Source organism: Ruegeria sp. BF6 (assembly GCF_056538665.1).
Genome location: NZ_JBQFTN010000001.1, coordinates 1,312,684 through 1,334,726 on the forward strand (window position 1 = coordinate 1,312,684; position 22,043 = coordinate 1,334,726).

Sequence of the window (22,043 nt, forward strand, 5' to 3'; positions counted from 1 at the left end):
GAGGTCAGTCGGTTTTCTGATTGACCCGCCAGTTGGGGTTTTCAATTGTGACAGGAATGTAAAACTCAAGAGGCGCCGATGCAGACCATTCAGGAACCCGCCCGTCAAATCCCTGTAGTCCACCAATCCGATGTTCTGGTCGTTGGCTCCGGCCCCGCTGGTCTGGCCGCCGCGTTGGCCGCAGCGCGTGCCGGGGCCGAGGTGTCTCTGGTTGACCGCTTCGGCTGTATGGGCGGTAACATCACCGCCGTGGGTGTCGAGGGCTTCGCCTGGTATCGCCACGAACAGACAGTTGAGGCCGGTGGGATCGGTATGGAGTTCGAAGCTCGCGCCAAGGACATGGGCGCGGCGGTGCCGGAAAGCCAATCGCTCAGCTATGAGCTAGACAGTGAAGGTTTCAAACTGGTTGCCGACAAGCTGGTCGAAGAAGCAGGTGTGCACCCGATGCTGCATCGCCAGTTCGTCGCGCCCATTATGGATGGTGACCAGATCACCGGCATCATCACCGAATCCAAGGCCGGACGCGAGGCGATCCTGGCCAAGGTCGTGATCGACGCCACTGGTGATGCCGATGTGGCCCATCGTGCCGGTGCACCCACGCTCAAGACCCCTCGCGAAGAGATGATGGCCGCCTCTGTCATGTTCCACTTGGCCGGAGTCGACAAGCGCGCCTTCATGGAGGGCGTCAAGGCCGATCCACAGACCTACAAAGACTGGGGCGGCGGTGGAGAATGGAACATCGAAACCAGTGGCAAGGAGGACGACATGTTCTCGCCCTTCGTCAAGAAGCCGTTCCAGCAGGCCATCAAAGAGGGTCTGATCCCGCCGCATCTGAACACCATCGCGGGCACATGGGGGGCAATGCATGACACGGGTGAACTGACCTATATGAACCTCATCCATCTGGCCGAGATTGACGGCACCGACCCCGACAGCTTGACCCGTGGTGAGATCGAAGGCCGCCGTCAGTCAATGCTGGCCATCGAAGCGCTGCGTCGATACATGCCCGGCTGCGAAAATGCGCGGTTACGGAACTTCGGTATGACCATCGGCATCCGCGACACCCGCAAGATCGACGCCGTTTACAACATGACCGAGAACGACGCCCGCCATCAGGGCCGGTTTGAGGACACCATCGGCATCTACCCCGAATTCATCGACGGCTATGGCATCCTGATCCTGCCGACCACCGGGCGGTATATGCAGGTCCCCTATCGCTCAATGCTTCCCAAGGGGATAAAAGGCCTACTGGTCGCGGGCCGGTCGCACGGTGCAGACAAGGTGGCCCATGCCGCCACCCGTAACATGGCGTGCTGCGCCGTTATGGGACAAGGCGCAGGGATCGCGGCGGCACTGTCTCTGAAAAGCAATCAGGATGTGCACGAGTTGAACCTTGCTCCGGTCCATGCCGAGCTAGCCCGTCAGGGTGTGAGGATTCATTGATGGACCATATCCCCACAATCGACATCATCCCGCTGCATGATCCCGCCCATGCCGACTATGATCGAACCGTCCGGCAGGTGATGGACGCCTGCACCGAGATTGGATTTCTGTCGATCACCGGTACAGGTATTGCCCAGCAAACGGTCGCCGAGGTCCGCAGCTGCGTTCAGGCCATCTTTGCCATCGACGAAAGCGCCAAATGGGATCAGGCGATCACCCGCGAGAACTATCGCGGGTTTATTCCGATGGGGTTCTTCACGCCCAACGACGGGTCCGGCAAGGCCGACAAGTACGAAGGCTACAAGCTGCACTACGAGACCGCGCCGGACGCGCCCATTCGCAAGGACTGTACGCTCTACGGCCCGAATATCTGGCCGCCCGAAGTGCCCGAGGCAGGCCCGGTCATCCTTGGCTATTGGACGCAACTGGATCGCGTGGCGGACATGTTGCTTGGCGCACTTGAGATGGGGCTGGGTTTGCCCGAACGCCACCTGCGCGACGCATTCCACGAACCGATGACCAACATGACGCTGCTGCACTACCCTCCTCAAGCGCCGGATCAGGGCGGCTTTGGCATCCACCCGCACAAGGACACCGACGCGCTGACCATCATCGCCCCCGATCCCGTGGGCGGGCTTGAGGTTCAGACCCGCGACGGTGGCTGGATCACCCCCAGCTGCCCGCCGGGCGGCTTCGTCGTCAACATTGGCGACATGTTGGAGCTGTGGTCGGGCGGTCGTCTGAAATCCACGCCGCACCGCGTCGTCAATCGCTCGGGCCACGAACGCTACTCGTTTCCCTATTTCGCCGTGCCCCGTCATGATGTGGTGGTCGCGCCATTGCTGTCCTCCCTGCCCGGCTTCGACCGTCCTTCCGTGCATTGCGGTCACTGGTCGGCGGAAATCTGGCGCACCAACTGGCCGGATGAAAAAGCAGACGAAGCGACCCCTGAACTGGGCACGCTCAGCGACTGAAACGCCGAAATCCAAGGGGCATGAAGCGCTTGCATCAAGGCGCTGCATAAGCGAAGAACACCTGCAAGAGCCGACAACAAGGGGACAGCCATGGCTTTGCCGGTGAAAGATCAGCTCAGGTACTGGGGGGTTGCCGCTGCGGTATTTGTGCTGCTGATGTGGGCACTTGGTGACGTTTTGCTGCCCTTCGTCATCGGCGGAGCGATCGCCTATTTCCTTGATCCAGTTGCAGACCGTCTGGAAAATCTGGGTCTGTCGCGCATGGCGGCAACCGGGATCATCACCATTGTCGGCGTTTTGGGCTTTGTCCTGATGATTCTGATGGTGGTACCGGCATTGATCACCCAGCTGATCGATCTGGTCGAGGTCCTGCCCAGCCTGTTCAAAGAGCTGCGCGGCTTTATCGAGAAGCGATTCCCGTCGCTGCTGGACAGCAATTCCAGTTCGCATCAGGCTTTGGTCTCAATCGGCGAAACCCTGCAATCGAAAACCGGCGATTTGCTGCAATCGGTCGTCGCATCGCTTGGCTCTGCCATCAACGTAGCCGTTCTGCTGGTGATCGCGCCTGTCGTGGCGGTTTACCTGTTGATGGACTGGGACCGCATGATTGCCCGCATCGGAGAGCTTCTGCCCCGCGACCACGCCCCCACGATCAAACGTCTGGCAGGTGAGATCGATGACGTTCTGGCCTCGTTCGTGCGCGGCATGGGGACAGTCTGTCTGATCCTTGGAACTTACTACGCAGTAGCGCTGATGATCGTTGGTCTGCAATTCGGCCTGATCGTCGGGTTCATTGCCGGATTGGTCACCTTCATCCCTTATCTGGGCGCCCTGATCGGCGGCACGCTGGCGATTGGTCTCGCGCTTTTCCAGTTCTGGGGGGATTGGGTTCATATCGGGCTGGTCGCCGGTATTTTTGCCTTGGGTCAGGTGACCGAGGGCAATTTCCTGACCCCCAAACTGGTCGGCAGCTCGGTGGGTCTGCACCCTGTCTGGCTGCTGTTGGCATTGTCGGTGTTCGGCGCATTGTTCGGCTTTGTGGGTATGCTGGTTGCTGTGCCTGTTGCTGCGGCGCTGGGTGTCGTGGCCCGGTTCCTGACCTCGCTCTATCTGGAAAGCCGTTTGTACACCGGCCTTGAAGGGCTGAATCAGGAAGACGAATAAATGCCCCGACAACTGAGCTTTGATCTGCCGGCCAAAACCGCTCTGGGCCGTGAAGATTTCTTTGTCTCGCCTGCCAATGCACTCGCCGTTGCGATGATTTCAGCAACCTCGTGGCCCGGCAACAAACTGGTGCTCAGCGGCCCGGCCGGGGCTGGCAAGACGCATCTGGCTCATGTCTGGGCGGCCGATACCGGAGGGCGCATCATTCAGGCCCACGACCTGCGATATGACGACGTGCCAGCCTTGGCCCAAACCCCGGTTGCGGTCGAAGACGTGCCGATGATCGCGGACGATCCCGAGCAACAAAAAACCCTGTTCCACCTGCACAACCTGGTTTTGGCCGAGGGGCACGCCCTGCTGATGACCGGGCGACTGACCCCAAAGCTATGGCAACTGCCGCTGCCCGACCTGCAAAGCCGTATCGAAGGCGCGCATCACGTGGCGCTCGACCCGCCCGACGACGCGCTGCTGGGGGCTGTTCTGGCCAAGCTGTTCATCGACCGACAGCTTAACCCGGGACCCGAGGTCATTGCCTATCTGGTCAAGCACATGGACCGTCGCTTTGAAACCGCCGCCGAGGTCGTTGCGCGACTGGATCAAATTGCCCTCTCGGAAAAGCGCGAAATAACGCGCACGCTGGCAGTCAGAGTATTGAATTCGGACGGAAACGATGTCGAACCAGACAATTGACCCACACCCGGTGATTTCGCAAACTGTGACCGGAACACTTGGAAAAGACATGGATCAGACCGTCGAAACCAAAATTCCGGACTGGGGGTCTTTCGGTAAGCCATTGTTTGACAACCCCGAAGCCCGCGCCCTGTCGCGTGTGGGTGTGGTCGACGTTGGTTCAAACTCTGTCCGGATGGTGATTTTTGACGGCGCTGCGCGATCCCCGGCCTATTTCTACAACGAAAAAGTCATGTGCGAACTGGGCGCGGGTCTGTCCGAGACCGGCCGCCTGAATCCCCGCGGACGGGTGCGCGCACTGGCCGCGCTGCGCCGGTTCCGGCGTCTGTCCGACGATCTGGGCCTTCCAGGTCTACATGTTGTCGCCACCGCCGCCGTGCGCGAGGCAAAAGACGGGCCGGACTTCTGCGATGAGGTCAGATCAGAAACGGGCCTGACTGTCTCGATCATTGATGGTGAGGAAGAGGCGCGGCTGTCAGCGCAGGGCGTGCTTTTGGGCTGGCCCGGCGCCTATGGATTGATCTGCGACATCGGTGGTTCGTCCATGGAACTGGCCGAGATCGGTGCCGGTGACGTGGGACGCCGTGTGACCTCTGCCCTGGGTCCACTGAAACTGCGTGACATCAAGGGCGGTCGGCGCGCGCGTAAAGCCCACATCAAGGCCACCATGGAAGAGTTGCGCAACCAGATGGGCAGGCAACGTGACCGTCTGTTCCTTGTCGGCGGCAGTTGGCGCGCCTTCGCCCGGCTGGACATGCTGCGCCGGGGTTACCCGCTGAACGTACTGCATGAATACCGCATGACCACCAAGCAGGTTCACCAGACCATCAAGTTCATCGAAAAGGGCGACCCGGACGAAATGCGCAGCCTTGCCGGTGTTTCCAGTTCCCGTATGGCGCTGATCCCCTATGCGATGGATGTGCTGGCGCGTCTGATCCGGACGTTCAAACCAAAAGACATTGCGATCTCAAGCTATGGCATACGCGAGGGGTTGCTTTACGAGCAAATGCCGCAATCCCTGCGCGACTGCGACCCACTGATCGAGGCCAGCCGGTTTTCCGAGGCCAAGGACGCCCGCCTGCCGGGCTTCGGCAAGCACTTGTTCGATTTCGTCATGCCACTTTTCAAATCGGCCCCCGAGGCGCGCGTGCGCCTGATCAAAGCGGCCTGTTTGCTGCATGACGTCAGTTGGCGCGCTCATCCCGATTACCGGGCCGAAGTCTGTTTTGACTATGTCACCCGTGCCAATCTGGGCGGGCTGAAGCACTCTGAACGGGTCTTCATCGGCCTCGCCCTGCAGCACCGGTATCGCAACAAACGCGAGGGCAACAGGTTCGAGCCGATTTACAAGCTGCTGGACGAGAAGGGTCAGAAACAGGCAGAGGTTCTGGGCAAGGCCATGCGCTTTGGCGCCATGCTCTGGATGCAGAATGACGCCCCTATGGGGACTTTGCGCTTTTTTCCAAAAAAGCGTCAGCTTGACCTGCTGCTGCCACCTGAAGCACGCCCGTTGTTCAACGAAGTGGCCGAGGCGCGGCTGACATCACTGGCAAACGCGCTGAGGTCGAACACCCGCGTAGTCATCCGGGATTGAGGATCAGATTTCCGTTCCCTCGTCCGTTTCCTCTTCGGTGTTTGCCGGGGGGACGGGTTGATCTTGCTCGGGTTTCTTGCGGATGATGATGTCTCCGTTCGGCAAGATTTCGGGCGCTTCATAGGCGCTCCAATCCTCGATCTCACCCGCCAGCTCCGTCAAAGCAGGCCCCATCTGCTCAAAGAACGATTGCATCGCCGGACCGAATTGAGTGACCAGACCTTGCAGGTCATCCAGCGCGGGCTCCATTTCCTGTCGCAGGCCCTCAAAAAACAGCTCGGCGCCCTGCTCCATCAGAGATTTGCCGGTTTCTTCCTCGGCATGGGCGGGCAATGCCAGAGCCGCTGTTACCGCGCAGATCGGAAAAAAAAGTTTCATGACCCGAAATATAAGCCGTGATGCCCCATGATTAAAGGTCAGAGGTCGATATCCAGCGTAACCGGGAAATGGTCGGATGCCGTCAGCAGTGCCTGTTGCAGGTCCGGCAAGGCGCGGAGGCCGGCGTCCTTCAGCGGGTGCCATATCCGCCAGGCAGGACGCCGGGCGCGTAGGTTATCACTGACCATGATATAATCCAGCAGCGCCTCGAGGAATTGGCCGCCCTCGCGAGCAAACCGGGCTGTAGACAGGGCCGGACCCGCTCCTTTCGCGTGTGGATCGAACAATCCGGCCTGCAGCAAAATCTCGACCGAAGACCGCCCGAACAGATGCTCAAACTCATCCAGCCCCGGCCCGTCGTTCAAATCCCCCAAAAGAATGACCTGCTCTCCTTCCGCGATATGCGTCCTTACTCTACGGGACAGCCAAACGGCCTGCGCCAGTTGCTTTCTGCGATTCGCAATCGAGATTCGGATCGCCTCGTCCCGCGATCCGGCGCCGTGCGGTGCCTTGGATTTCAGGTGCGCTCCGATCAGCCGAACCTGCGCCCCGGCCCGGATCTGCACCGCCAACTCCATCGGCGGCTTGGAAAAACGCACATGGTCTTCGGTGGCGTCGATATCGAGGTCGATTTGAAACACCCCGTCGAAACGCGGCGCCGCTCTTTCGCCCGCGACCGGATCGTGCCGCACGGTCAGCGCATTGGGGTCGTAAAGAAGGGCAAGTTCCTGATGGGTGTCGTTTGCAAATCCCATAATCGCGTGCGAGGTGCGCAGATCGAATGCCTCGGCAAAGCCCTGCAACGCGCGGATGGTGTCCTGAGTCTTGCCAGAGTTCGGTGCCTCGACGATCAGGATCGCGTCTGCGTCGACCGCCGTCAGAACCTTGGCGATGGCCTCGACCTGCTGCGCTTTGGTGACGTTGTGGCGGCCGGACCAGCTGTCATCGACGACCAGATTGTCGTTGCGATCGAACAGGTTGGCGAACCATTCGATATTGTAGGTCGCCAGTCGCATCGCGGTTAAGCCCGCGCGCCGTTGATCTCGTCCCAGGCGCGGTTGATGTCGATCATCTTCTTTTCGGCCAGACGGATGGCTTCCTCGGGCACACCGCGCGCCATCATCGCGTCGGGATGCGTGTCTCGTACCAATTGCCGCCAGACCGTACGGATATCGGGCAGCGGCATGTCTCGGGGCACACCCAGAACCGTGTAAGGGTCCTTGGGCGCGTCGGGCACAAACCGCGCGCGCAGGGCGAGGAACTGCGCCTCTGACTGACCGAAAATGCGGCTGACCTCTTCCAGGAACTCGTTCTCGTTGGGGTGATAGAACCCGTCGGCCATGGCAATGTGAAACAGCCCCTCCATCAGATCGCAAAGGGTGGTGCTGTCATCGGCGAACATGCGGGCAATCTTGCGAGCATAGTCCTGATAGCCAGCAACATCCGTTCGGGCCATGTCGAAAACTCTTGCCGCGCCGGCCTCGTCTTCGCGCGCGATCTGGAAAACGTCGCGGAAGGCTGTCACCTCGTCGCGCGTCACCTGACCATCGGCCTTTGCCATCTTTGCGCCCAGCGCAATCACGGCAATCGCAAATGCGACCGAGCGTTCGGGCGGCGTGCGCAGTTTCTCAAAAACAGCCGTCAGGCTTTCGCCTTGGGCAAGCGCGCTCAGCGCGTCGGATATACGAGTCCAGATCGACATGAGCGCACCCTAGCGCCCCAAATCGCAACTGTCAGGTGCAACCTATTCGTCAGTCGAAAGAATTTTCTGCATCAGCACAAGGTCCAACCGTTTGCCCCATTTGCACCCGACCTCGAGCATGAGACCCACCTGCGTGTACCCAAGCGCGGCGTGAAACGCGACCGCCCCTGGGTTGGCCGAGGAAATCCCGGCGACCAACACGTGCACGCCCTCTGCCTGCGCCGCACCCTCAAGCGAAGACATCAAGGCCCGCCCTGCGCCCTGCCCGCGCGCCTCAGGGGCCAGCTGGATTGTGTGCTCGCGGCAATGCGCATAGCCCGGACCGTCACGAAACAAACTGTAAGTGGCGAAGCCCAAAACCTGTCCATCCGATTCGGCCACCAGATAGGCAGGACCGCGGGTTTTAATGTCCGCGGCAATGGCATCCACGCTGCGCTCATCGGTGGTGAAGGTCACCAGCGTGTCGCGAATGATCGCGTTGGTGATTGCAACGACTGAGGGGGCGTCTGAAACCTGCGCCGCTCTAATGATCATTCCAACACGCGTGGGCCATGCGGCGTTTCGAACTCGGCCCGCAACGCTGCGGGGCCGGTGTCAAACACCACGTTTTCCAAATCACCCAGCAATCGGGCCAGATCCAGCGCATCGGGGTGGAAGACCACAAGGCGTCGAAGGTGGCACCCGCTGTCCTGCAGCATCTGCGCCGGGTGCAGATCGCCGTGCCATTGAATCAGGGCGGGAAACAGATTGTCGAACGGCAACCTTCCGTTCGGGGGCACCGCCATTTTCCACCTCAACGCGCCACGGGCCAGATCAATCGGCTGCCCCACACCATCAGGAAACATGGACACGGAAGCTTCAATATCCGAAACCCGGCAAATCCAGTTGCTCAGGCGCGGCGCGCCTGCAAACCGGTCAAGGTCGAACCACCGTGTGCGTTCCATCCTGGGCGCCTGTGGGTCGATTGCGATGGCCTCCAGATACAGCCCATCCCGCAACCCTAACAGACGGTTGTGAGTCCCAAAGGCGTCGTGCTTGCCGCCGTCTTGCAGTGACACACCCAAAGCGCCTTCGATGTGTGCAGATGCAGCTTCCAGCGTCTCACCCGCCACCGCCAGATGATCTAGTAACACGTGCATCCTCCCAAAAGATTGCGACCAGACCCACGAAGGGCCTGGTCGCATGTTTCCGTCAAAGACGCCGGATCACAAGATTTTTTGTCGAAAAACCTCGTTGGGCTCACCCCTTGGCTTCGGCAATCAGACGCAGGATATCCTGCGCAGCTTCGGGGATATTAGTGCCCGGCCCAAAGATCGCCTTGACCCCGTGGTCATAGAGGAACTGATAGTCCTGTTGCGGAATCACACCGCCGCAAATGACGATGATATCCTCGGCACCCGCCTTCTTGAGTTCCTCGACCAGCTGCGGCGCAAGCGTCTTGTGCCCCGCTGCCTGCGAAGAGATCCCTACCACGTGCACATCATTGTCCACGGCGTCTTGCGCAGCTTCGGCTGGCGTCTGGAACAGAGGTCCGACGTCCACGTCAAAGCCAATATCCGCAAAGGCGGTGGCGATCACTTTGGCGCCCCGATCGTGGCCGTCTTGCCCCATCTTGACGACCAACAGGCGGGGGCGACGACCTTCCACCTCGGCAAAATCTTCGATGGATTTCTGGATCGCGGCAAAACCTTCGTCGCCTTCGTAGGCCGCACCATAAACTCCTGCCAGGGTTTTCACCTCGGCGCGGTGACGGCCGAATTCCTTTTCCATTGCCATGCTGATCTCTCCTACGGATGCGCGGGCACGGGCGGCCTCGACGGCGGCGGCCAGCAGGTTTCCACCCTCGCGGGCAGTGGTGGTCAGAGCGTCCAATGCCTGTTGGCAGGCTGCTTCGTCCCGCGTTGCGCGGATACGTTCCAACCGCGCGACCTGAGCTTCGCGCACGGCTACGTTGTCGACGTCCAGAATGTCGATCGGGTCTTCCTGTTCCTTGCGGTACTTGTTGACGCCGACGATCACTTCGTCGCCCCGATCGATCATGGCCTGACGCCGCGCTGCGCTTTCCTCGATCCGCAGCTTGGGCATGCCCGAGGCGACGGCCTTGGTCATGCCACCCATCTCTTCGACCTCTTCCATCAGGGCCCAGGCCTTTTCGATCAGTTCGCTGGTCAGGCTTTCGACATAGTAAGAACCTGCCAGCGGATCGACCACATCGGTCACGCCGGTCTCTTCCTGCAGCACCAACTGCGTGTTCCGCGCGATGCGGGCCGAGAAATCAGTTGGCAGCGCGATCGCCTCGTCCAGAGCGTTGGTGTGCAGCGACTGAGTACCACCCAGAACCGCGCTCATTGCTTCATAGGCGGTGCGGATCACGTTGTTATAAGGGTCTTGTTCCTGCAGCGACACGCCCGAAGTCTGGCAGTGGGTGCGCAGCATTTTGGACCGCTCGGATTTCGCGCCGAAATCTGTCATCACCCGGTGCCACAACGTACGGGCCGCACGCAGCTTGGCGATCTCCATGAAAAAGTTCATGCCGATGGCAAAAAAGAAGGACAAACGACCTGCGAACTTGTCCACGTCCATTCCAGCCTCGGTCGCGGCGCGTACATATTCGCGGCCATCAGCCAGCGTATAGGCCAGTTCCTGCACCAGGTTCGCCCCGGCCTCCTGCATGTGATAGCCCGAGATCGAGATCGAGTTGAATTTCGGCATCTCGTTCGAGGTGAACTCGATGATGTCCGAGATGATCTTCATCGACGGCTCAGGCGGGTAGATATAGGTGTTGCGGACCATAAACTCTTTCAGAATGTCATTCTGAATAGTGCCGGACAGAACCGACTTGTCATGCCCCTGTTCTTCGCCCGCTACGATGAAACTCGCCAGGATCGGAATCACCGCGCCGTTCATCGTCATCGAGACCGAGACCTTGTCCAGCGGGATGCCGTCAAAAAGGATCTTCATGTCCTCGACGCTGTCGATGGCCACACCGGCCTTACCAACATCGCCCACAACGCGCGGGTGGTCACTGTCATAGCCACGGTGCGTCGCCAGATCGAATGCCACCGAAACGCCCTGCTGACCAGCAGCTAGGTTCCGGCGGTAGAAGGCGTTCGATTCCTCGGCCGTCGAAAATCCCGCATACTGACGAATCGTCCAGGGACGCCCGGCATACATCGTCGCCTTCACCCCGCGGGTGAACGGCCCGAAGCCGGGCAGCGACCCCATATGTGGCAGGTCGGCGGTATCGTCCTGCGTATAGAGCGGTTTGACGTCGATGCCTTCCAGTGTCTCTCTGGTCAGGTCTTCCAGAGGGCGACCGCGCAGCTCTTTCTCGGCCAACACCTGCCAGTCCTTCGTATCGGTCATAGCGATATCCTTTTCTCAATTCGGGTCGCGACAGAGCATTCCCTTCGCGATGTGATGCTCTGGGCGCCCAATCCGGTCGCGCTCAAACGCAAGATTTTGAACGCCTCGCGCAATTCACCGGTCGCATTCGTGGGCACAGAGGCTATATTCATTTCAACAGGAGGCCCCATGACACGAACGCTTGCCCTTGTTTTCTCGGCACTATTCCCGCTAGCCGCGATGGCTGCCGATGGGTCTGCTCCGGCAGAGGACGAATTCGTCCGCTCTGCTGGTGATAGCGAACTCAGCGAGTTCCTCTGGGTTAATCGGCCCATCGTGGTATTCGCCGACACGCCCGCCGACCCGCGGTTCCAGCAACAGATCGACATGCTGGTCGAGGGCGAAGCAGCCATGCGCGACCGCGACGTGGTCGTACTGACCGACACCGACCCTTCAGCGCGATCACCGATCCGGTCGCAATTGCGGCCACGCGGGTTCCAGATGGTGTTTGTCGACAAGGACGGCGTCGTCAAACTGCGTAAACCGTCCCCATGGAGCGTGCGCGAGATCGGCCGGTCAATTGACAAGACACCCCTGCGTGAACGCGAGATCCGCGAACGGCGCGAGGGAGGCTGAGCGCCTTCGCTACGCCCCAAGCCCCCGGCGCGAAACGCCGGAGACCCTGTGCGATATGGCAAAAACGCGGTCATGATCATTCGAACTCGATGATCACATCGTCCACGGCGAGGCTGTCGCCGGGGCCTGCGTTGATCTTGGCGACGGTACCCTTTTTCTCGGCGCGCAGGATGTTCTCCATTTTCATCGCCTCAACGGTGCACAACGCCTGACCTTCCTGCACTTCCTGCCCCACTTCGACGTCGATCTTTACGATCAGGCCGGGCATCGGGCAGAGCAGCATTTTCGAGGTATCGGGCGGCAGTTTCTCAGGCATCAGCCTGGCCAGAGCGGCCTGATGCGGACGGCGCACATGCACCTTCAGATCCGCGCCCCGGTTGCGAATGCGGAACCCGCCCGAGATTTTGCCGACCTTCATGACCAGCGGGCTTCCGTCCACATCCACGACGGCCAGTTGATCGCCCGGGGTCCAATCCGATACAACGCGCAAGCTTTCTCCGTCGGAAAACTTGACGGTCGCGCCCTCTTTGTCGGCCTTGACTTTGACATCGAACTCCTGCCCCTGCAGCGCCACGTTCCAGCGCTTGCCGACCTTGCGTTCGTGGTTGTCCATGCGGCCCGAAACACGCGTGCGGCGGATCTCGGCCACACGATACATCGCCGCGCAGGAAGCCGCGATCCGGCGCAGATCAACTGCAGACAGTTGAACGCCTTCAAAACCGTCAGGGTATTCCTCGGCAATAAACGCGGTGGTCATGTCACCGCTGACGAATTTCGGGTGGTCCATCACGGCAGACAGGAACGGCAGGTTGTGGCCGATACCTTCGACCTCGAAACTGTCCAGCGCCACGCGCATCGCCTCGATCGCCTGTTCGCGGGTCGGGGCCCAAGTACACAGCTTGGCGATCATCGGGTCATAATACATGCTGATCTCGCCGCCTTCATAGACGCCGGTATCGTTACGCACCGCAGCCTCACCTTCAGGCGCGTCGCCCTGCCATTTTCCGTTCACCAACATCGGACCAGCAGCCGTTTCCTGCGGCGGACGATAGCGGGTCAGTCGTCCAATCGACGGCAGGAAGCCGCGATACGGATCTTCGGCATACAGACGGTTTTCAATCGCCCAACCGGTCAGAGTCACGTCATCCTGAGTGATCGTCAGCTTCTCACCGGCGGCCACGCGGATCATCTGTTCGACCAGATCGACGCCAGTGATCAACTCGGTCACCGGGTGTTCCACCTGCAGGCGGGTGTTCATTTCGAGAAAGTAGAAGTTCTTGTCGCCATCGACGATGAACTCAACCGTGCCGGCGCTGGCATAGTTCACGGCCTTGGCCAGAGCCACAGCCTGTTCCCCCATCGCCTTGCGGGTTTCGGGGTCGAGGAAAGGCGACGGGGCCTCTTCCACCACTTTCTGATTACGGCGCTGGATCGAGCATTCGCGTTCGCCCAGATAGATGCCGTTGCCATGGCTGTCGCACAGGACCTGAATTTCGATGTGTCGCGGCTGGGTCACGAATTTCTCGATAAAGATCCGGTCGTCGCCGAACGAGTTCGCAGCCTCGTTTTTGGAGGATTGGAAACCCTCACGCGCCTCGTCATCGTTCCACGCGATCCGCATGCCTTTGCCACCGCCACCGGCGCTGGCCTTAATCATCACCGGATAGCCTATTTCGTTTGAGATTTTCACGGCCTCATCAGCGTCTTCGATCAGGCCCATATATCCAGGCACCGTCGAAACCCCCGCATCCTGTGCGATTTTCTTCGAGGTGATCTTGTCGCCCATGCTTTCGATAGCCCCGACCGGAGGACCGACGAACGCCACACCTTCGGCTTCCAGCGCCTCGGCGAATTTCGAGTTTTCAGACAGGAAACCATAGCCGGGGTGAACGGCCTGCGCTCCGCTTTGGCGGATAGCGTCCATCACCTTGTCGATCACGATATAGGACTGGTTCGCGGGTGGGGGCCCAATGTGAACGGCCTCATCCGCCATCGACACGTGCAACGCGTTTCTGTCCGCGTCCGAGTAAATGGCAACAGTGCCAATGCCCATTTTACGAGCGGTCTTGATGACTCGGCAAGCGATCTCGCCCCTGTTGGCGATCAGGATCTTATTGAACATGGAACGTCCTTTGTCTTGGTGTTCTGGAAACGCAAAACGCCGCCACGGGGCTTGAACCCCACGACGGCGTGTTGCGCGATGACGGTCGGGGCGACGGGCGCCCCGTAGTTTAAGTTAGTAGCAGTTCTTTTGCGTCTTGCAGTAAAGCACGTTGCCCGCGGCACCGACTGCCGCTCCGACGAACGGATCGGCACCCAGGACCGCCGAACCCAGCGCCCCTGCGCCGCCGCCAAGCAAGGCCTGCTCGCCGAACGAGTCGCCACAGGCCGCAAGCCCAGCACAGGTCGCCACGGCAAGGATGATTTTTGAGATTCGCATACGCTCTGCCCCTTTTGGTTTCTTGATGCGTCGGGGCGCTGATGGCGTAAGTGGGGGCTGTTATTCAATAACAGGTCCCCCAAATCTGCATTTTGCGCAGAATTATGCCGCTTTAAGCGCAAAGAGCGCTCAAAGAAAAACGCGGGCGAGGTATTGTGAGTTTCACAAACCTGCCCGCGGAAGGAAGGGGTACGGAATAGTAGGTGCTTGTGCGGCGCAGGCAAAGTAGAGCCGCACGGCTCATTCACATTGCACGGCACAATCAAGGCCGCAAACAAAGTATTGTTTCCAAGAGAGATTCCGGCTGGAATTCGCCCATACGGTGAATTCCCGCGCAAATTTGCGCCGACACGCTGCGCCATCGGGTGCGCGAAACCGGTGGCCCGCACAGTCACATTGGCGTTACAAAGCTCACCATCGACACCCGTTTCTGCACGTGCAGCATCACGGCCTGGCACCGGCCACCGCTTCAAATCTCCGTTCACAGCCGTAGGGTTAACCGATCTGTTCACCCGGCTGTGAAAACTACTGAGCCCTCGCACAATTCTTCTTGAGAAATAACGCGATTCCCATCCCGTTCTCGTGATTTCCCACGCTGACATTTGCGTGAAACCTTGCCCTTGCACTTCTGCACACAAGGGAACACCCACATGATTATAAAGAGAAAAAAGGCATTCCTGCTCGCTGCCTATGCTCTTAGCGTGACCAGTACGCAGGTCTTTGCCCAAGATGCTGAAACTCAGGCTGAACTGGATGCGTTGCGTGCCCGGATCGAAGCGCTGGAATCTACAGGACCGGGCACCACCCCCGGAGAATTCAGGATCGGCAACACCACTTTGGACGTCTATGGCTATGTAAAAGCCGACTTCTTCTATGACTTCGAGTTCGACCAGGGCGACACCGCCTTCGTGAACGTCATCGGTGAGCCCTCGGCAGCCACCGACGGCACCTTCGGCGCCACCGTACGCCAATCGCGGATCGGTTTGCTTACCACCACGCCCAGCGCCATTGGCGACATCGGCGGCCAACTGGAGGTTGACCTTTTTGCCTCGAACGGCACCGCCGAATTTCGATTGCGCCATGCCAATATCCGAATCGGGGACAATTGGCTGATCGGCCAGTACTGGACCAACTTCCAGCCACTGGACACCTATCCGACCTCGGTCGAATTCAACGGACCCGTTGGCATCGCTTTCGCCCGTGTTCCACAGGTCCGCTACACCAACAGTTTCGGGACCAACACGTCTTTTGCCGTTTCGGTCGAAGAAAACGTCAGCGGGTCGAACTCGGATGATCCGGTGCTGACCGCCTCGGCGGAATACAATGACGGCACCTATATCGCCCGCGCGTCGGCCCTTTATGGCAAGGCCGAAGGCGGAGGCGTCGAGGTGGACCAGACCGGCTTTACCCTGTCCGGATCGGTGCGTCCGTGGCAGGGCGGGCTGTTTCAGGTCAACTATGTCAACGGAGAGGCCCTTGGCCCCTATCTGATCGGCCTTGGTGATGCTGTTGTTGGCGGTCAGGCCAACGACGTGGACGGCTACACCATCGAGTTCCGTCAGGACCTGGGAGAAAAGTGGAATGTCGGCATCGCTTACGGCAAGGAAGACTATGACCTGCCGACCTCGACCGGCACTTTGTCCTTCACCGAGTTGGAGACGATCCACGTCAACGCTTTCTATCAGGCCACCGAGAACCTGACGCTGAGCGCCGAGTACATCTATGGTGAGCGGAACGACGAACCCACGGGCCGGACCTTTGACGGCAACCGTATTCAGGTCGCCGCGCAGCTGAATTTCTGAACGCACTGAACCGCCCTGCCCGCAACCGGGCAGGGTTTTTTCCGAAGGTGCCCCCGGATGGATATGCGCGACAGTGGCCTGCACGGTTCAGCGCACCCCGTCGAAGACATCGGGGAACGACATCCGCGCCGCGTCCACATCAATGATCAGCAAGGCGTCATAGTTGGCCGGATCAAACGGGTCTTCGGCCGGGATCACTTCGCGCTCGAACAGCCAGCTCAGGCGGCCGGCGTCCAGATTGCCACGCTCGAAAGGCTGATCCCCGAAGTTCTGCCACAGCGCTTCCATGAAGGCGGCATCCGCACGACGGTCTGCCGGTTTGCGATCACGGAACCGCTCGCGTCGCGTAATCGGCGTGACCCCTTTGGGGTTCGCGCGGCGAATGGTGAATTGAAAATCCGTCCCCGGAAGGCGCCCGGGAAAACCGCGGTGCTTCAGCATACCGGCACCTCGCTATTCACTGAGAGTAGAGAAACAGAATCGCCCTTAAATGCAGACGGGATCATATCGCGCACCTCCAAAGCCGCATTGGTATTCAGAAACGCTCTGAGGTGAAGAAAACGGGATTTCATGGTCAGAGCGCCTCCCAGATACATTGGGATTGCTCCAACCGATAGGCTTCAAAAAACTGCGTGGCGTCAGGCGCGGATCGCCCGAATTCGACAGGCCGGTCAGACAACGAAATCACGACACGCGCCGGATCAAGCTCATGGTGCGCCAAATAGGCAACCGCTAGGGTTTGGCACAAGTGTTCCATGTCGTTCGAAGCGACGTCATAGCCAATTCGCCCAGCGGTGTAGCCGATCTTGGGCGCCACAAAACGGAACCTGACCCACAGCTCGCCCGGGGTGTTGTCCAGCAGAACATCGCTCAGATGCACGGGTTGACCCGACGGAACCGGCAACAGGCTTTCGGGCTGCGCAACAGCGGTAGATGACCATCCGAGACACATCAGAATTAAGGCGCGACCCCAGCCCCGATTGACGCGGGCTCCTCTCTCCGGGGTCGCGCGCGCATGGCTTGTGGCCCGCGCTTTTCTATGTCTGATAAGGTCAGTCATCTATCAGCATTGGTCTCAAAGTCAAACTTCCGCTCGACAGTTACGCCATGATCCGCCGACGGAGTGGCCCCCGGCAGGTGGTTCGTTTGGACACCCCTTACAACGGGATATTGTCGTGCTTTTTCCACGGGTTTTTCAGCTGCTTGTTGCGCAGGCTGGCAAACGCACGGGACACGCGGCGGCGGGTGGATTGCGGCATGATCACCTCGTCGATGAAGCCACGTTCGGCGGCGACAAAGGGGTTGGCGAACCGGTTCTCGTAATCCTGCGTGTGCTGCGCGATCTTCTCAGCATCGCCCAGATCGGCACGATGAATAATCTCGGTCGCGCCCTTGGCGCCCATCACCGCGATCTCGGCCGTGGGCCAGGCATAGTTGAAATCGCCGCGCAGATGCTTGGAGGCCATAACGTCATAGGCACCACCATAGGCTTTGCGAGTGATCACGGTGACTTTCGGGACGGTCGCTTCACCATAGGCGAACAGCAGCTTGGCACCGTGCTTGATCACACCACCATATTCCTGCGAGGTGCCCGGCAGGAAGCCCGGCACGTCTACCAGCGTCAGGATCGGAATCTCGAAACAGTCGCAGAAGCGCACGAACCGTGCCGCCTTGCGCGAGCTGTCGATGTCCAGACAGCCAGCCAGAATCATCGGCTGGTTGGCTACGACACCTACGGTCTGCCCTTCCAGACGGATAAAACCGGTGATGATGTTCTTGGCGAAATCCTCCTGGATTTCGTAGAAGTCGCCCTCATCCGCCACTTTGGTGATGAGTTCTTTCATATCATAGGGTGTGTTCGGATTGTCGGGTATCAGCGTGTCCAGCGAGGTCTCGATCCGCTCCGGGCTGTCAAAGAACGGGCGCACCGGAGGTTTCTCGCGGTTGTTGAGCGGCAGGAAGTCGACCAGGCGGCGCACTTCGGCCATCGCCTCGACGTCGTTTTCAAACGCACCATCAGCAACCGAAGACTTCTTGGTGTGGGTCGAAGCACCGCCCAATTCCTCGGCGGTGACGACCTCGTTGGTGACGGTTTTCACAACGTCAGGGCCGGTCACGAACATGTAGGAGGTGTCTTTGACCATGAAGATAAAGTCGGTCATCGCCGGGCTGTATACCGCGCCACCGGCACAGGGGCCCGTGATTACACTGATCTGCGGCACCACGCCCGAGGCCATGATGTTGCGCTGGAACACTTCGGCATAGCCCGCCAGCGAGGCCACGCCCTCCTGGATTCGCGCACCGCCCGAGTCGTTGATTCCAATCACCGGCGCACCGTTCTGGATCGCCATATCCATGATCTTGCAGATCTTCTGCGCGTGGGTTTCCGACAGCGAACCACCAAACACCGTGAAGTCCTGACTGAACACATAGACCATTCGGCCATTGATCGTGCCCCATCCGGTGACCACGCCATCGCCCGCAGTCTTTTGTTTTTCCATCCCGAAATCGGTACAGCGGTGGCTGACGAACATGTCGAACTCTTCAAAGCTGCCTTCGTCCAGCAGCAGTTCGATCCGCTCGCGCGCGGTCAGCTTGCCACGCCCATGCTGCGCGTCGATACGCTTTTGTCCGCCGCCCAGCCGGGCATCGTTGCGGCGGTCTTCAAGCTCGGTAAGGATATCTTTCATGGCGCTCATTCCCTGTGAGATTTCGCGCGACACTATACGCATACGCTTCAGGTCCAAAGCATCTTTCGGCAAATTTGCAAAGTTACCGCAACAAACTTATGGAAAACTGTAAATTTGCTAAGTTTCACAGTGAGACGCAGTCTTGGATAGCATTCCCTGAAACGGTCACTATACATGTGAACCATGCAGTTTAGTTCTTCCCGGGCGCACCGCTCGCCCCCCACGATCTCAACGCTGGTTTTGCTTTCTGGGCTGTCCGCGCTCAGCCTGAACCTGTTCCTGCCCAGCCTGCCGAACATGGCGATACATTTTCAGGCCGACTACAAGGTGATGCAGTTGTCGATTGCGCTGTACCTTCTGGTCAATGCGATATTGCAGATCCTGATCGGCCCGATCGCGGATAAGGCCGGGCGCCGGCCCGTCATGCTGTGGGGGCTGGCATTGTTTCTGATCGCAACTCTGGGCTGCATCTTCGCCCCGAGCATCGAAGTTTTTCTGGCCTTCCGGATGTGCCAGGCCATCGTGGTCGTCGGCATGGTGCTCAGCCGGGCGGCGGTGCGCGACCTGTACGATCAGGATCAAGCAGCCTCAATGATAGGCTATGTCACGATGGGCATGGCGGTTGTGCCCATGATTGGTCCGGCGATTGGTGGTCTGCTGGAAGAGAGCTTTGGTTGGAAGGCCAATTTCTGGCTTCCCTTTGCATTAGGTGTAATGACACTGGCGCTGACCTATGTCGACTTTGGCGAAACCTCGGCCAAGAGCGGCAAAACGCTGATACAGCAGTTCCGCGAATACCCGGAATTGCTGCGCTCCCCCCGGTTCTGGGGCTATTCGCTGTCGTCCGCCCTCTCCTCTGGCGCATTCTTTGCCTATCTGGGCGGGGCCCCCTTTATCGGCACCGAACTATTTGGCCTCAGCGCCGCGCTGGTCGGCATCTATTTCGGCGCGCCAGCGATTGGGTATTTCTTCGGCAATTTCGTCAGCGGGCGCTATTCGACCCGCTTTGGCGTCAACCGGATGGTGTTTTGGGGGTGTTTGCTGAACGCAATCGGCGTCGCTCTGTCAGCCATCCTGTTTCTGGCTGGCTTTGGAACGGCACTCAGCTTTTTTGGCTTCATGACCTTTGTGGGGATCGGAAACGGCATGACAATTCCCAATGCCACTTCAGGCGCATTGTCGGTACGCCCTCATCTTGCCGCCACCGCTTCGGGACTGAGTGGCGCGATCATGCTGGGCGGCGGTGCTGGTCTCAGCGCCCTGGCTGGAACCCTCCTGACCCACGAAACCGGAGCGATGCCACTGCTTTGGCTGATGCTGGCGACATCCGTTTTGGCAATCTGCGCCATTGTTTCGGTCATCCGCCGCGAACGGAAATTGGGCCTGTAACACGGCTTGCACCGATCGGTTTGCAAAGTTAGCCTGCGACAACAGAAAAGTTGCAAAGGCACGCCATGGCCACCCAAAAGCTTTATGCTGGCGCGAAACTGCGCGAAATGCGCACGCGCCTGACCCTGACGCAGAAAGAATTCGCCACAAAACTGGGCGTTTCTCTGCCCTACCTAAACCAGATGGAAAACAACAACCGTCCGATCTCGACCACGGTTGTTCTGGCGCTGGCGCAGGAATTCGGCATGGATGTGACCGAACTGAGCACCGGCGACAGTGAGCGTCTGGTCTCGGACATGCGAGAGGCGCTGGCTGACCCGGTGTTCGACGACATGCCCCCGCTGGCCGATCTACGCCTCACTGCCTCAAACGCCCCCGCTCTGGCCCGTGCATTCATCGCCTTGCACAGAACCTATCGCCAAACTCACGAACGGCTTGCCTCTCTGGACGAGGCCCTGGGCCGTGAAGACGCGCAAATTCAGGCCAGCCCGTGGGAGGAAGTGCGCGATTTTTTCCATTACTGCGACAACTATATCGACGCTGTCGATCGCGCCGCCGAGCGGTTTTCAACCCGCGCCGAAGAAGCCGGCGGTATTCGCGCCGCAGCGATCAACAGCCTCGGTGAGCGCGGCATTCGGGTACAGTTCGTGCATATTTCCGAGACCCGGAAATACGATGCTGACAGCAAAACGTTGCAGCTCTCATCCCGAACAGCACCGCAAACACAGGTGTTTCAACTGCTGCTGCAGGTGGCGCTGATCAGCCAGGACAAGCTGCTCGACGCGACGCTGGACTTCGCCAAGTTCCAAAGCGACGAGGCCCGGGCCATCGCCAAAATCGGCCTGGCCAACTATTTCGCTGGGGCCTCGCTGATGCCCTATGATGCGTTTCTGACCGCCGCGCAGGAGTACCGCCACGATCTCGAACTTCTCAGCAATCGATTCGGAGCATCCATTGAACAGGTGGCGCACCGGCTTTCGACACTGCAGCGTCCCGGCGCCAAGGGCATCCCATTCTTTTTTGTGCGCGTCGATCAGGCCGGGACCATCACCAAGCGCCACTCGGCCACGCGCCTGCAATTTGCCCGGTTCGGCGGCGCCTGCCCCCTTTGGAACGTCCACCGTGCTTTTGAAACACCCGGCCACTTCCTGCGGCAACTGGCAGAAACACCGGATGGTGTCCGCTATATCTCATTGGCAAGGGATGTGTCGAAATCAGGCGGTTCTTACGGCGCGCCCGTGCGCCGCTATGCCATCGCCCTAGGGTGCGAAGTCCGTCACGCCGAGGCGCTGGTCTACGCTGATAACCTCGATATCACCAACGCAAGCGCTTATGAACCCATTGGCATTTCCTGCCGTATCTGCGAGCGGCAAAACTGCCACCAACGCTCGGTCCCGCCTCTGGAACGCCGCCTGTCCATTGACGCCCATACCCGCGGCACCCTGCCCTACGAAGTCACCTGACTATATCCGGCCGGAAAATGCCCCGGGGAAGCCGCAGTCCGTCGCGACGGGGGCAGAGCCCCCGCCCTTGGGTCTTAAGCCTTGGACAGGATCGACCAGATCTCATCTTTAAGTGCAGCGCGCTTCTTGCGCAGCTCGCCTTCGGCCAGATCTTCCATCGGTTCGATGTTGGTTTCCGCGCGGTGTACGACGCGGTTAACTTCGTGATACTCATCCGCCAGGCGGGCAAAATGTGCATCCGATTGCTTGAGCTGGCTCATCAGTTCGACTTTTTCCGGAAACTCTTCGGCCAGTTCATGCGGGGTGTGGGACATTCCTGTTCGCTCCTAAAAT

Annotated in this window: 21 protein-coding genes; 9 read left to right on the plus strand and 12 right to left on the minus strand. The window is 59.6% G+C overall.

Translation table 11 applies throughout. The features are described from left to right. Positions 1-78 precede the first annotated feature (78 nt). From ACR0IM_RS06625 to ACR0IM_RS06645, 5 genes are all read left to right on the plus strand, one after another. Positions 79-1,443 carry an FAD-dependent oxidoreductase gene (locus ACR0IM_RS06625; protein ID WP_480681237.1) on the plus strand — a complete coding sequence of 455 codons (1,365 nt, stop codon included), beginning with the start codon at positions 79-81 and terminating at the stop codon, positions 1,441-1,443. Next, complete coding sequence (locus ACR0IM_RS06630) at positions 1,443-2,417, plus strand: isopenicillin N synthase family dioxygenase (RefSeq protein WP_480681238.1); 975 nt, start codon at positions 1,443-1,445, stop codon at positions 2,415-2,417. The genes ACR0IM_RS06625 and ACR0IM_RS06630 overlap by 1 nt, the downstream gene beginning before the upstream one ends. 90 nt (positions 2,418-2,507) lie before the next feature. Next, positions 2,508-3,581: an AI-2E family transporter gene (locus tag ACR0IM_RS06635; RefSeq protein WP_480640935.1), complete on the plus strand. Its 1,074-nt coding sequence runs from the start codon at positions 2,508-2,510 to the stop codon at positions 3,579-3,581. Then, positions 3,582-4,271, plus strand: coding sequence for an HdaA/DnaA family protein (locus ACR0IM_RS06640; RefSeq protein WP_480640936.1), 690 nt, complete (start codon positions 3,582-3,584; stop codon positions 4,269-4,271). A 49-nt stretch (positions 4,272-4,320) separates the two neighbouring features. Then, positions 4,321-5,865 carry a Ppx/GppA family phosphatase gene (locus tag ACR0IM_RS06645; RefSeq protein WP_480681448.1) on the plus strand — a complete coding sequence of 515 codons (1,545 nt, stop codon included), beginning with the start codon at positions 4,321-4,323 and terminating at the stop codon, positions 5,863-5,865. Between the two features lie 3 nt (positions 5,866-5,868). Here ACR0IM_RS06645 and ACR0IM_RS06650 read toward each other — a convergent pair whose 3' ends face one another. From ACR0IM_RS06650 to scpA, 6 genes are all read right to left on the minus strand, one after another. Continuing rightward, positions 5,869-6,243, minus strand: a complete 375-nt coding sequence (locus ACR0IM_RS06650; protein WP_480589989.1) for a hypothetical protein — start codon at positions 6,241-6,243, stop codon at positions 5,869-5,871. 38 nt (positions 6,244-6,281) lie between these two features. After that, positions 6,282-7,259: an endonuclease/exonuclease/phosphatase family protein gene (locus ACR0IM_RS06655; RefSeq protein ID WP_480589991.1), complete on the minus strand. Its 978-nt coding sequence runs from the start codon at positions 7,257-7,259 to the stop codon at positions 6,282-6,284. A 5-nt stretch (positions 7,260-7,264) separates the two neighbouring features. Further along, complete coding sequence (locus ACR0IM_RS06660) at positions 7,265-7,945, minus strand: TerB family tellurite resistance protein (protein WP_480589993.1); 681 nt, start codon at positions 7,943-7,945, stop codon at positions 7,265-7,267. 42 nt (positions 7,946-7,987) lie between these two features. Further along, on the minus strand, positions 7,988-8,479 hold the full coding sequence (locus tag ACR0IM_RS06665) for an N-acetyltransferase family protein (RefSeq protein WP_480640937.1): 492 nt from the start codon (positions 8,477-8,479) through the stop codon (positions 7,988-7,990). Next, positions 8,476-9,078 carry a VOC family protein gene (locus tag ACR0IM_RS06670; RefSeq protein WP_480640938.1) on the minus strand — a complete coding sequence of 201 codons (603 nt, stop codon included), beginning with the start codon at positions 9,076-9,078 and terminating at the stop codon, positions 8,476-8,478. The genes ACR0IM_RS06665 and ACR0IM_RS06670 overlap by 4 nt, the downstream gene beginning before the upstream one ends. 106 nt (positions 9,079-9,184) lie before the next feature. Further along, positions 9,185-11,311, minus strand: a complete 2,127-nt coding sequence (scpA, locus tag ACR0IM_RS06675) for a methylmalonyl-CoA mutase (RefSeq protein ID WP_480589998.1) — start codon at positions 11,309-11,311, stop codon at positions 9,185-9,187. 168 nt (positions 11,312-11,479) lie between these two features. On the opposite strand from scpA, the gene ACR0IM_RS06680 reads away from it, so the two are divergent. Continuing rightward, positions 11,480-11,926: a DUF4174 domain-containing protein gene (locus ACR0IM_RS06680; RefSeq protein ID WP_480590000.1), complete on the plus strand. Its 447-nt coding sequence runs from the start codon at positions 11,480-11,482 to the stop codon at positions 11,924-11,926. 76 nt (positions 11,927-12,002) lie between these two features. Here ACR0IM_RS06680 and ACR0IM_RS06685 read toward each other — a convergent pair whose 3' ends face one another. Beyond that, on the minus strand, positions 12,003-14,048 hold the full coding sequence (locus ACR0IM_RS06685) for an acetyl-CoA carboxylase biotin carboxylase subunit (RefSeq protein WP_480681239.1): 2,046 nt from the start codon (positions 14,046-14,048) through the stop codon (positions 12,003-12,005). A gap of 114 nt (positions 14,049-14,162) precedes the next feature. Beyond that, entirely contained in the window at positions 14,163-14,366 is a 204-nt protein-coding gene (locus ACR0IM_RS06690) for a hypothetical protein (protein WP_480590004.1), read from the minus strand. 650 nt (positions 14,367-15,016) lie between these two features. On the opposite strand from ACR0IM_RS06690, the gene ACR0IM_RS06695 reads away from it, so the two are divergent. Next, positions 15,017-16,168, plus strand: coding sequence for a DcaP family trimeric outer membrane transporter (locus ACR0IM_RS06695; RefSeq protein ID WP_480681240.1), 1,152 nt, complete (start codon positions 15,017-15,019; stop codon positions 16,166-16,168). A gap of 87 nt (positions 16,169-16,255) precedes the next feature. Here the strand turns inward: ACR0IM_RS06695 and ACR0IM_RS06700 are convergent, their stop codons facing one another. The 3 genes from ACR0IM_RS06700 to ACR0IM_RS06710 form a co-directional block, all read right to left on the minus strand. Further along, on the minus strand, positions 16,256-16,609 hold the full coding sequence (locus tag ACR0IM_RS06700; protein WP_480590008.1) for a hypothetical protein: 354 nt from the start codon (positions 16,607-16,609) through the stop codon (positions 16,256-16,258). Between the two features lie 133 nt (positions 16,610-16,742). Then, positions 16,743-17,120 (minus strand): DUF6497 family protein, encoded by a 378-nt coding sequence (locus ACR0IM_RS06705; RefSeq protein WP_480681241.1) that lies wholly within the window; start codon positions 17,118-17,120, stop codon positions 16,743-16,745. A gap of 205 nt (positions 17,121-17,325) precedes the next feature. After that, positions 17,326-18,858: an acyl-CoA carboxylase subunit beta gene (locus tag ACR0IM_RS06710; RefSeq protein ID WP_480681243.1), complete on the minus strand. Its 1,533-nt coding sequence runs from the start codon at positions 18,856-18,858 to the stop codon at positions 17,326-17,328. 183 nt (positions 18,859-19,041) lie between these two features. Between ACR0IM_RS06710 and ACR0IM_RS06715 the strand changes: the two genes are divergently transcribed. Further along, a complete protein-coding gene (locus ACR0IM_RS06715; RefSeq protein ID WP_480590014.1) occupies positions 19,042-20,247 on the plus strand; it encodes a multidrug effflux MFS transporter in 1,206 nt (401 codons plus the stop codon). A gap of 65 nt (positions 20,248-20,312) precedes the next feature. Continuing rightward, positions 20,313-21,710: a helix-turn-helix domain-containing protein gene (locus ACR0IM_RS06720; protein ID WP_480590016.1), complete on the plus strand. Its 1,398-nt coding sequence runs from the start codon at positions 20,313-20,315 to the stop codon at positions 21,708-21,710. Positions 21,711-21,784: 74 nt separating this feature from the next. Here ACR0IM_RS06720 and ACR0IM_RS06725 read toward each other — a convergent pair whose 3' ends face one another. Then, complete coding sequence (locus ACR0IM_RS06725) at positions 21,785-22,024, minus strand: HP1242/YdcH family protein (protein ID WP_480590018.1); 240 nt, start codon at positions 22,022-22,024, stop codon at positions 21,785-21,787. Positions 22,025-22,043: the final 19 nt, after the last annotated feature.

Bases quoted from the DNA above. Each gene is read 5' to 3' on its own strand.
- ACR0IM_RS06625 (WP_480681237.1), top strand. From the start codon at position 79: ATGCAGACCATTCAGGAACCCGCCCGTCAAATCCCTGTAGTCCACCAA.
- ACR0IM_RS06630 (WP_480681238.1), top strand. From the start codon at position 1,443: ATGGACCATATCCCCACAATCGACATCATCCCGCTGCATGATCCCGCC.
- ACR0IM_RS06635 (WP_480640935.1), top strand. From the start codon at position 2,508: ATGGCTTTGCCGGTGAAAGATCAGCTCAGGTACTGGGGGGTTGCCGCT.
- ACR0IM_RS06640 (WP_480640936.1), top strand. From the start codon at position 3,582: ATGCCCCGACAACTGAGCTTTGATCTGCCGGCCAAAACCGCTCTGGGC.
- ACR0IM_RS06645 (WP_480681448.1), top strand. From the start codon at position 4,321: ATGGATCAGACCGTCGAAACCAAAATTCCGGACTGGGGGTCTTTCGGT.
- ACR0IM_RS06650 (WP_480589989.1), bottom strand. From the start codon at position 6,243: ATGAAACTTTTTTTTCCGATCTGCGCGGTAACAGCGGCTCTGGCATTG.
- ACR0IM_RS06655 (WP_480589991.1), bottom strand. From the start codon at position 7,259: ATGCGACTGGCGACCTACAATATCGAATGGTTCGCCAACCTGTTCGAT.
- ACR0IM_RS06660 (WP_480589993.1), bottom strand. From the start codon at position 7,945: ATGTCGATCTGGACTCGTATATCCGACGCGCTGAGCGCGCTTGCCCAA.
- ACR0IM_RS06665 (WP_480640937.1), bottom strand. From the start codon at position 8,479: ATGATCATTAGAGCGGCGCAGGTTTCAGACGCCCCCTCAGTCGTTGCA.
- scpA (WP_480589998.1), bottom strand. From the start codon at position 11,311: ATGACCGATACGAAGGACTGGCAGGTGTTGGCCGAGAAAGAGCTGCGC.
- ACR0IM_RS06680 (WP_480590000.1), top strand. From the start codon at position 11,480: ATGACACGAACGCTTGCCCTTGTTTTCTCGGCACTATTCCCGCTAGCC.
- ACR0IM_RS06685 (WP_480681239.1), bottom strand. From the start codon at position 14,048: ATGTTCAATAAGATCCTGATCGCCAACAGGGGCGAGATCGCTTGCCGA.
- ACR0IM_RS06690 (WP_480590004.1), bottom strand. From the start codon at position 14,366: ATGCGAATCTCAAAAATCATCCTTGCCGTGGCGACCTGTGCTGGGCTT.
- ACR0IM_RS06695 (WP_480681240.1), top strand. From the start codon at position 15,017: ATGATTATAAAGAGAAAAAAGGCATTCCTGCTCGCTGCCTATGCTCTT.
- ACR0IM_RS06700 (WP_480590008.1), bottom strand. From the start codon at position 16,609: ATGCTGAAGCACCGCGGTTTTCCCGGGCGCCTTCCGGGGACGGATTTT.
- ACR0IM_RS06705 (WP_480681241.1), bottom strand. From the start codon at position 17,120: ATGTGTCTCGGATGGTCATCTACCGCTGTTGCGCAGCCCGAAAGCCTG.
- ACR0IM_RS06710 (WP_480681243.1), bottom strand. From the start codon at position 18,858: ATGAAAGATATCCTTACCGAGCTTGAAGACCGCCGCAACGATGCCCGG.
- ACR0IM_RS06715 (WP_480590014.1), top strand. From the start codon at position 19,042: ATGCAGTTTAGTTCTTCCCGGGCGCACCGCTCGCCCCCCACGATCTCA.
- ACR0IM_RS06720 (WP_480590016.1), top strand. From the start codon at position 20,313: ATGGCCACCCAAAAGCTTTATGCTGGCGCGAAACTGCGCGAAATGCGC.
- ACR0IM_RS06725 (WP_480590018.1), bottom strand. From the start codon at position 22,024: ATGTCCCACACCCCGCATGAACTGGCCGAAGAGTTTCCGGAAAAAGTC.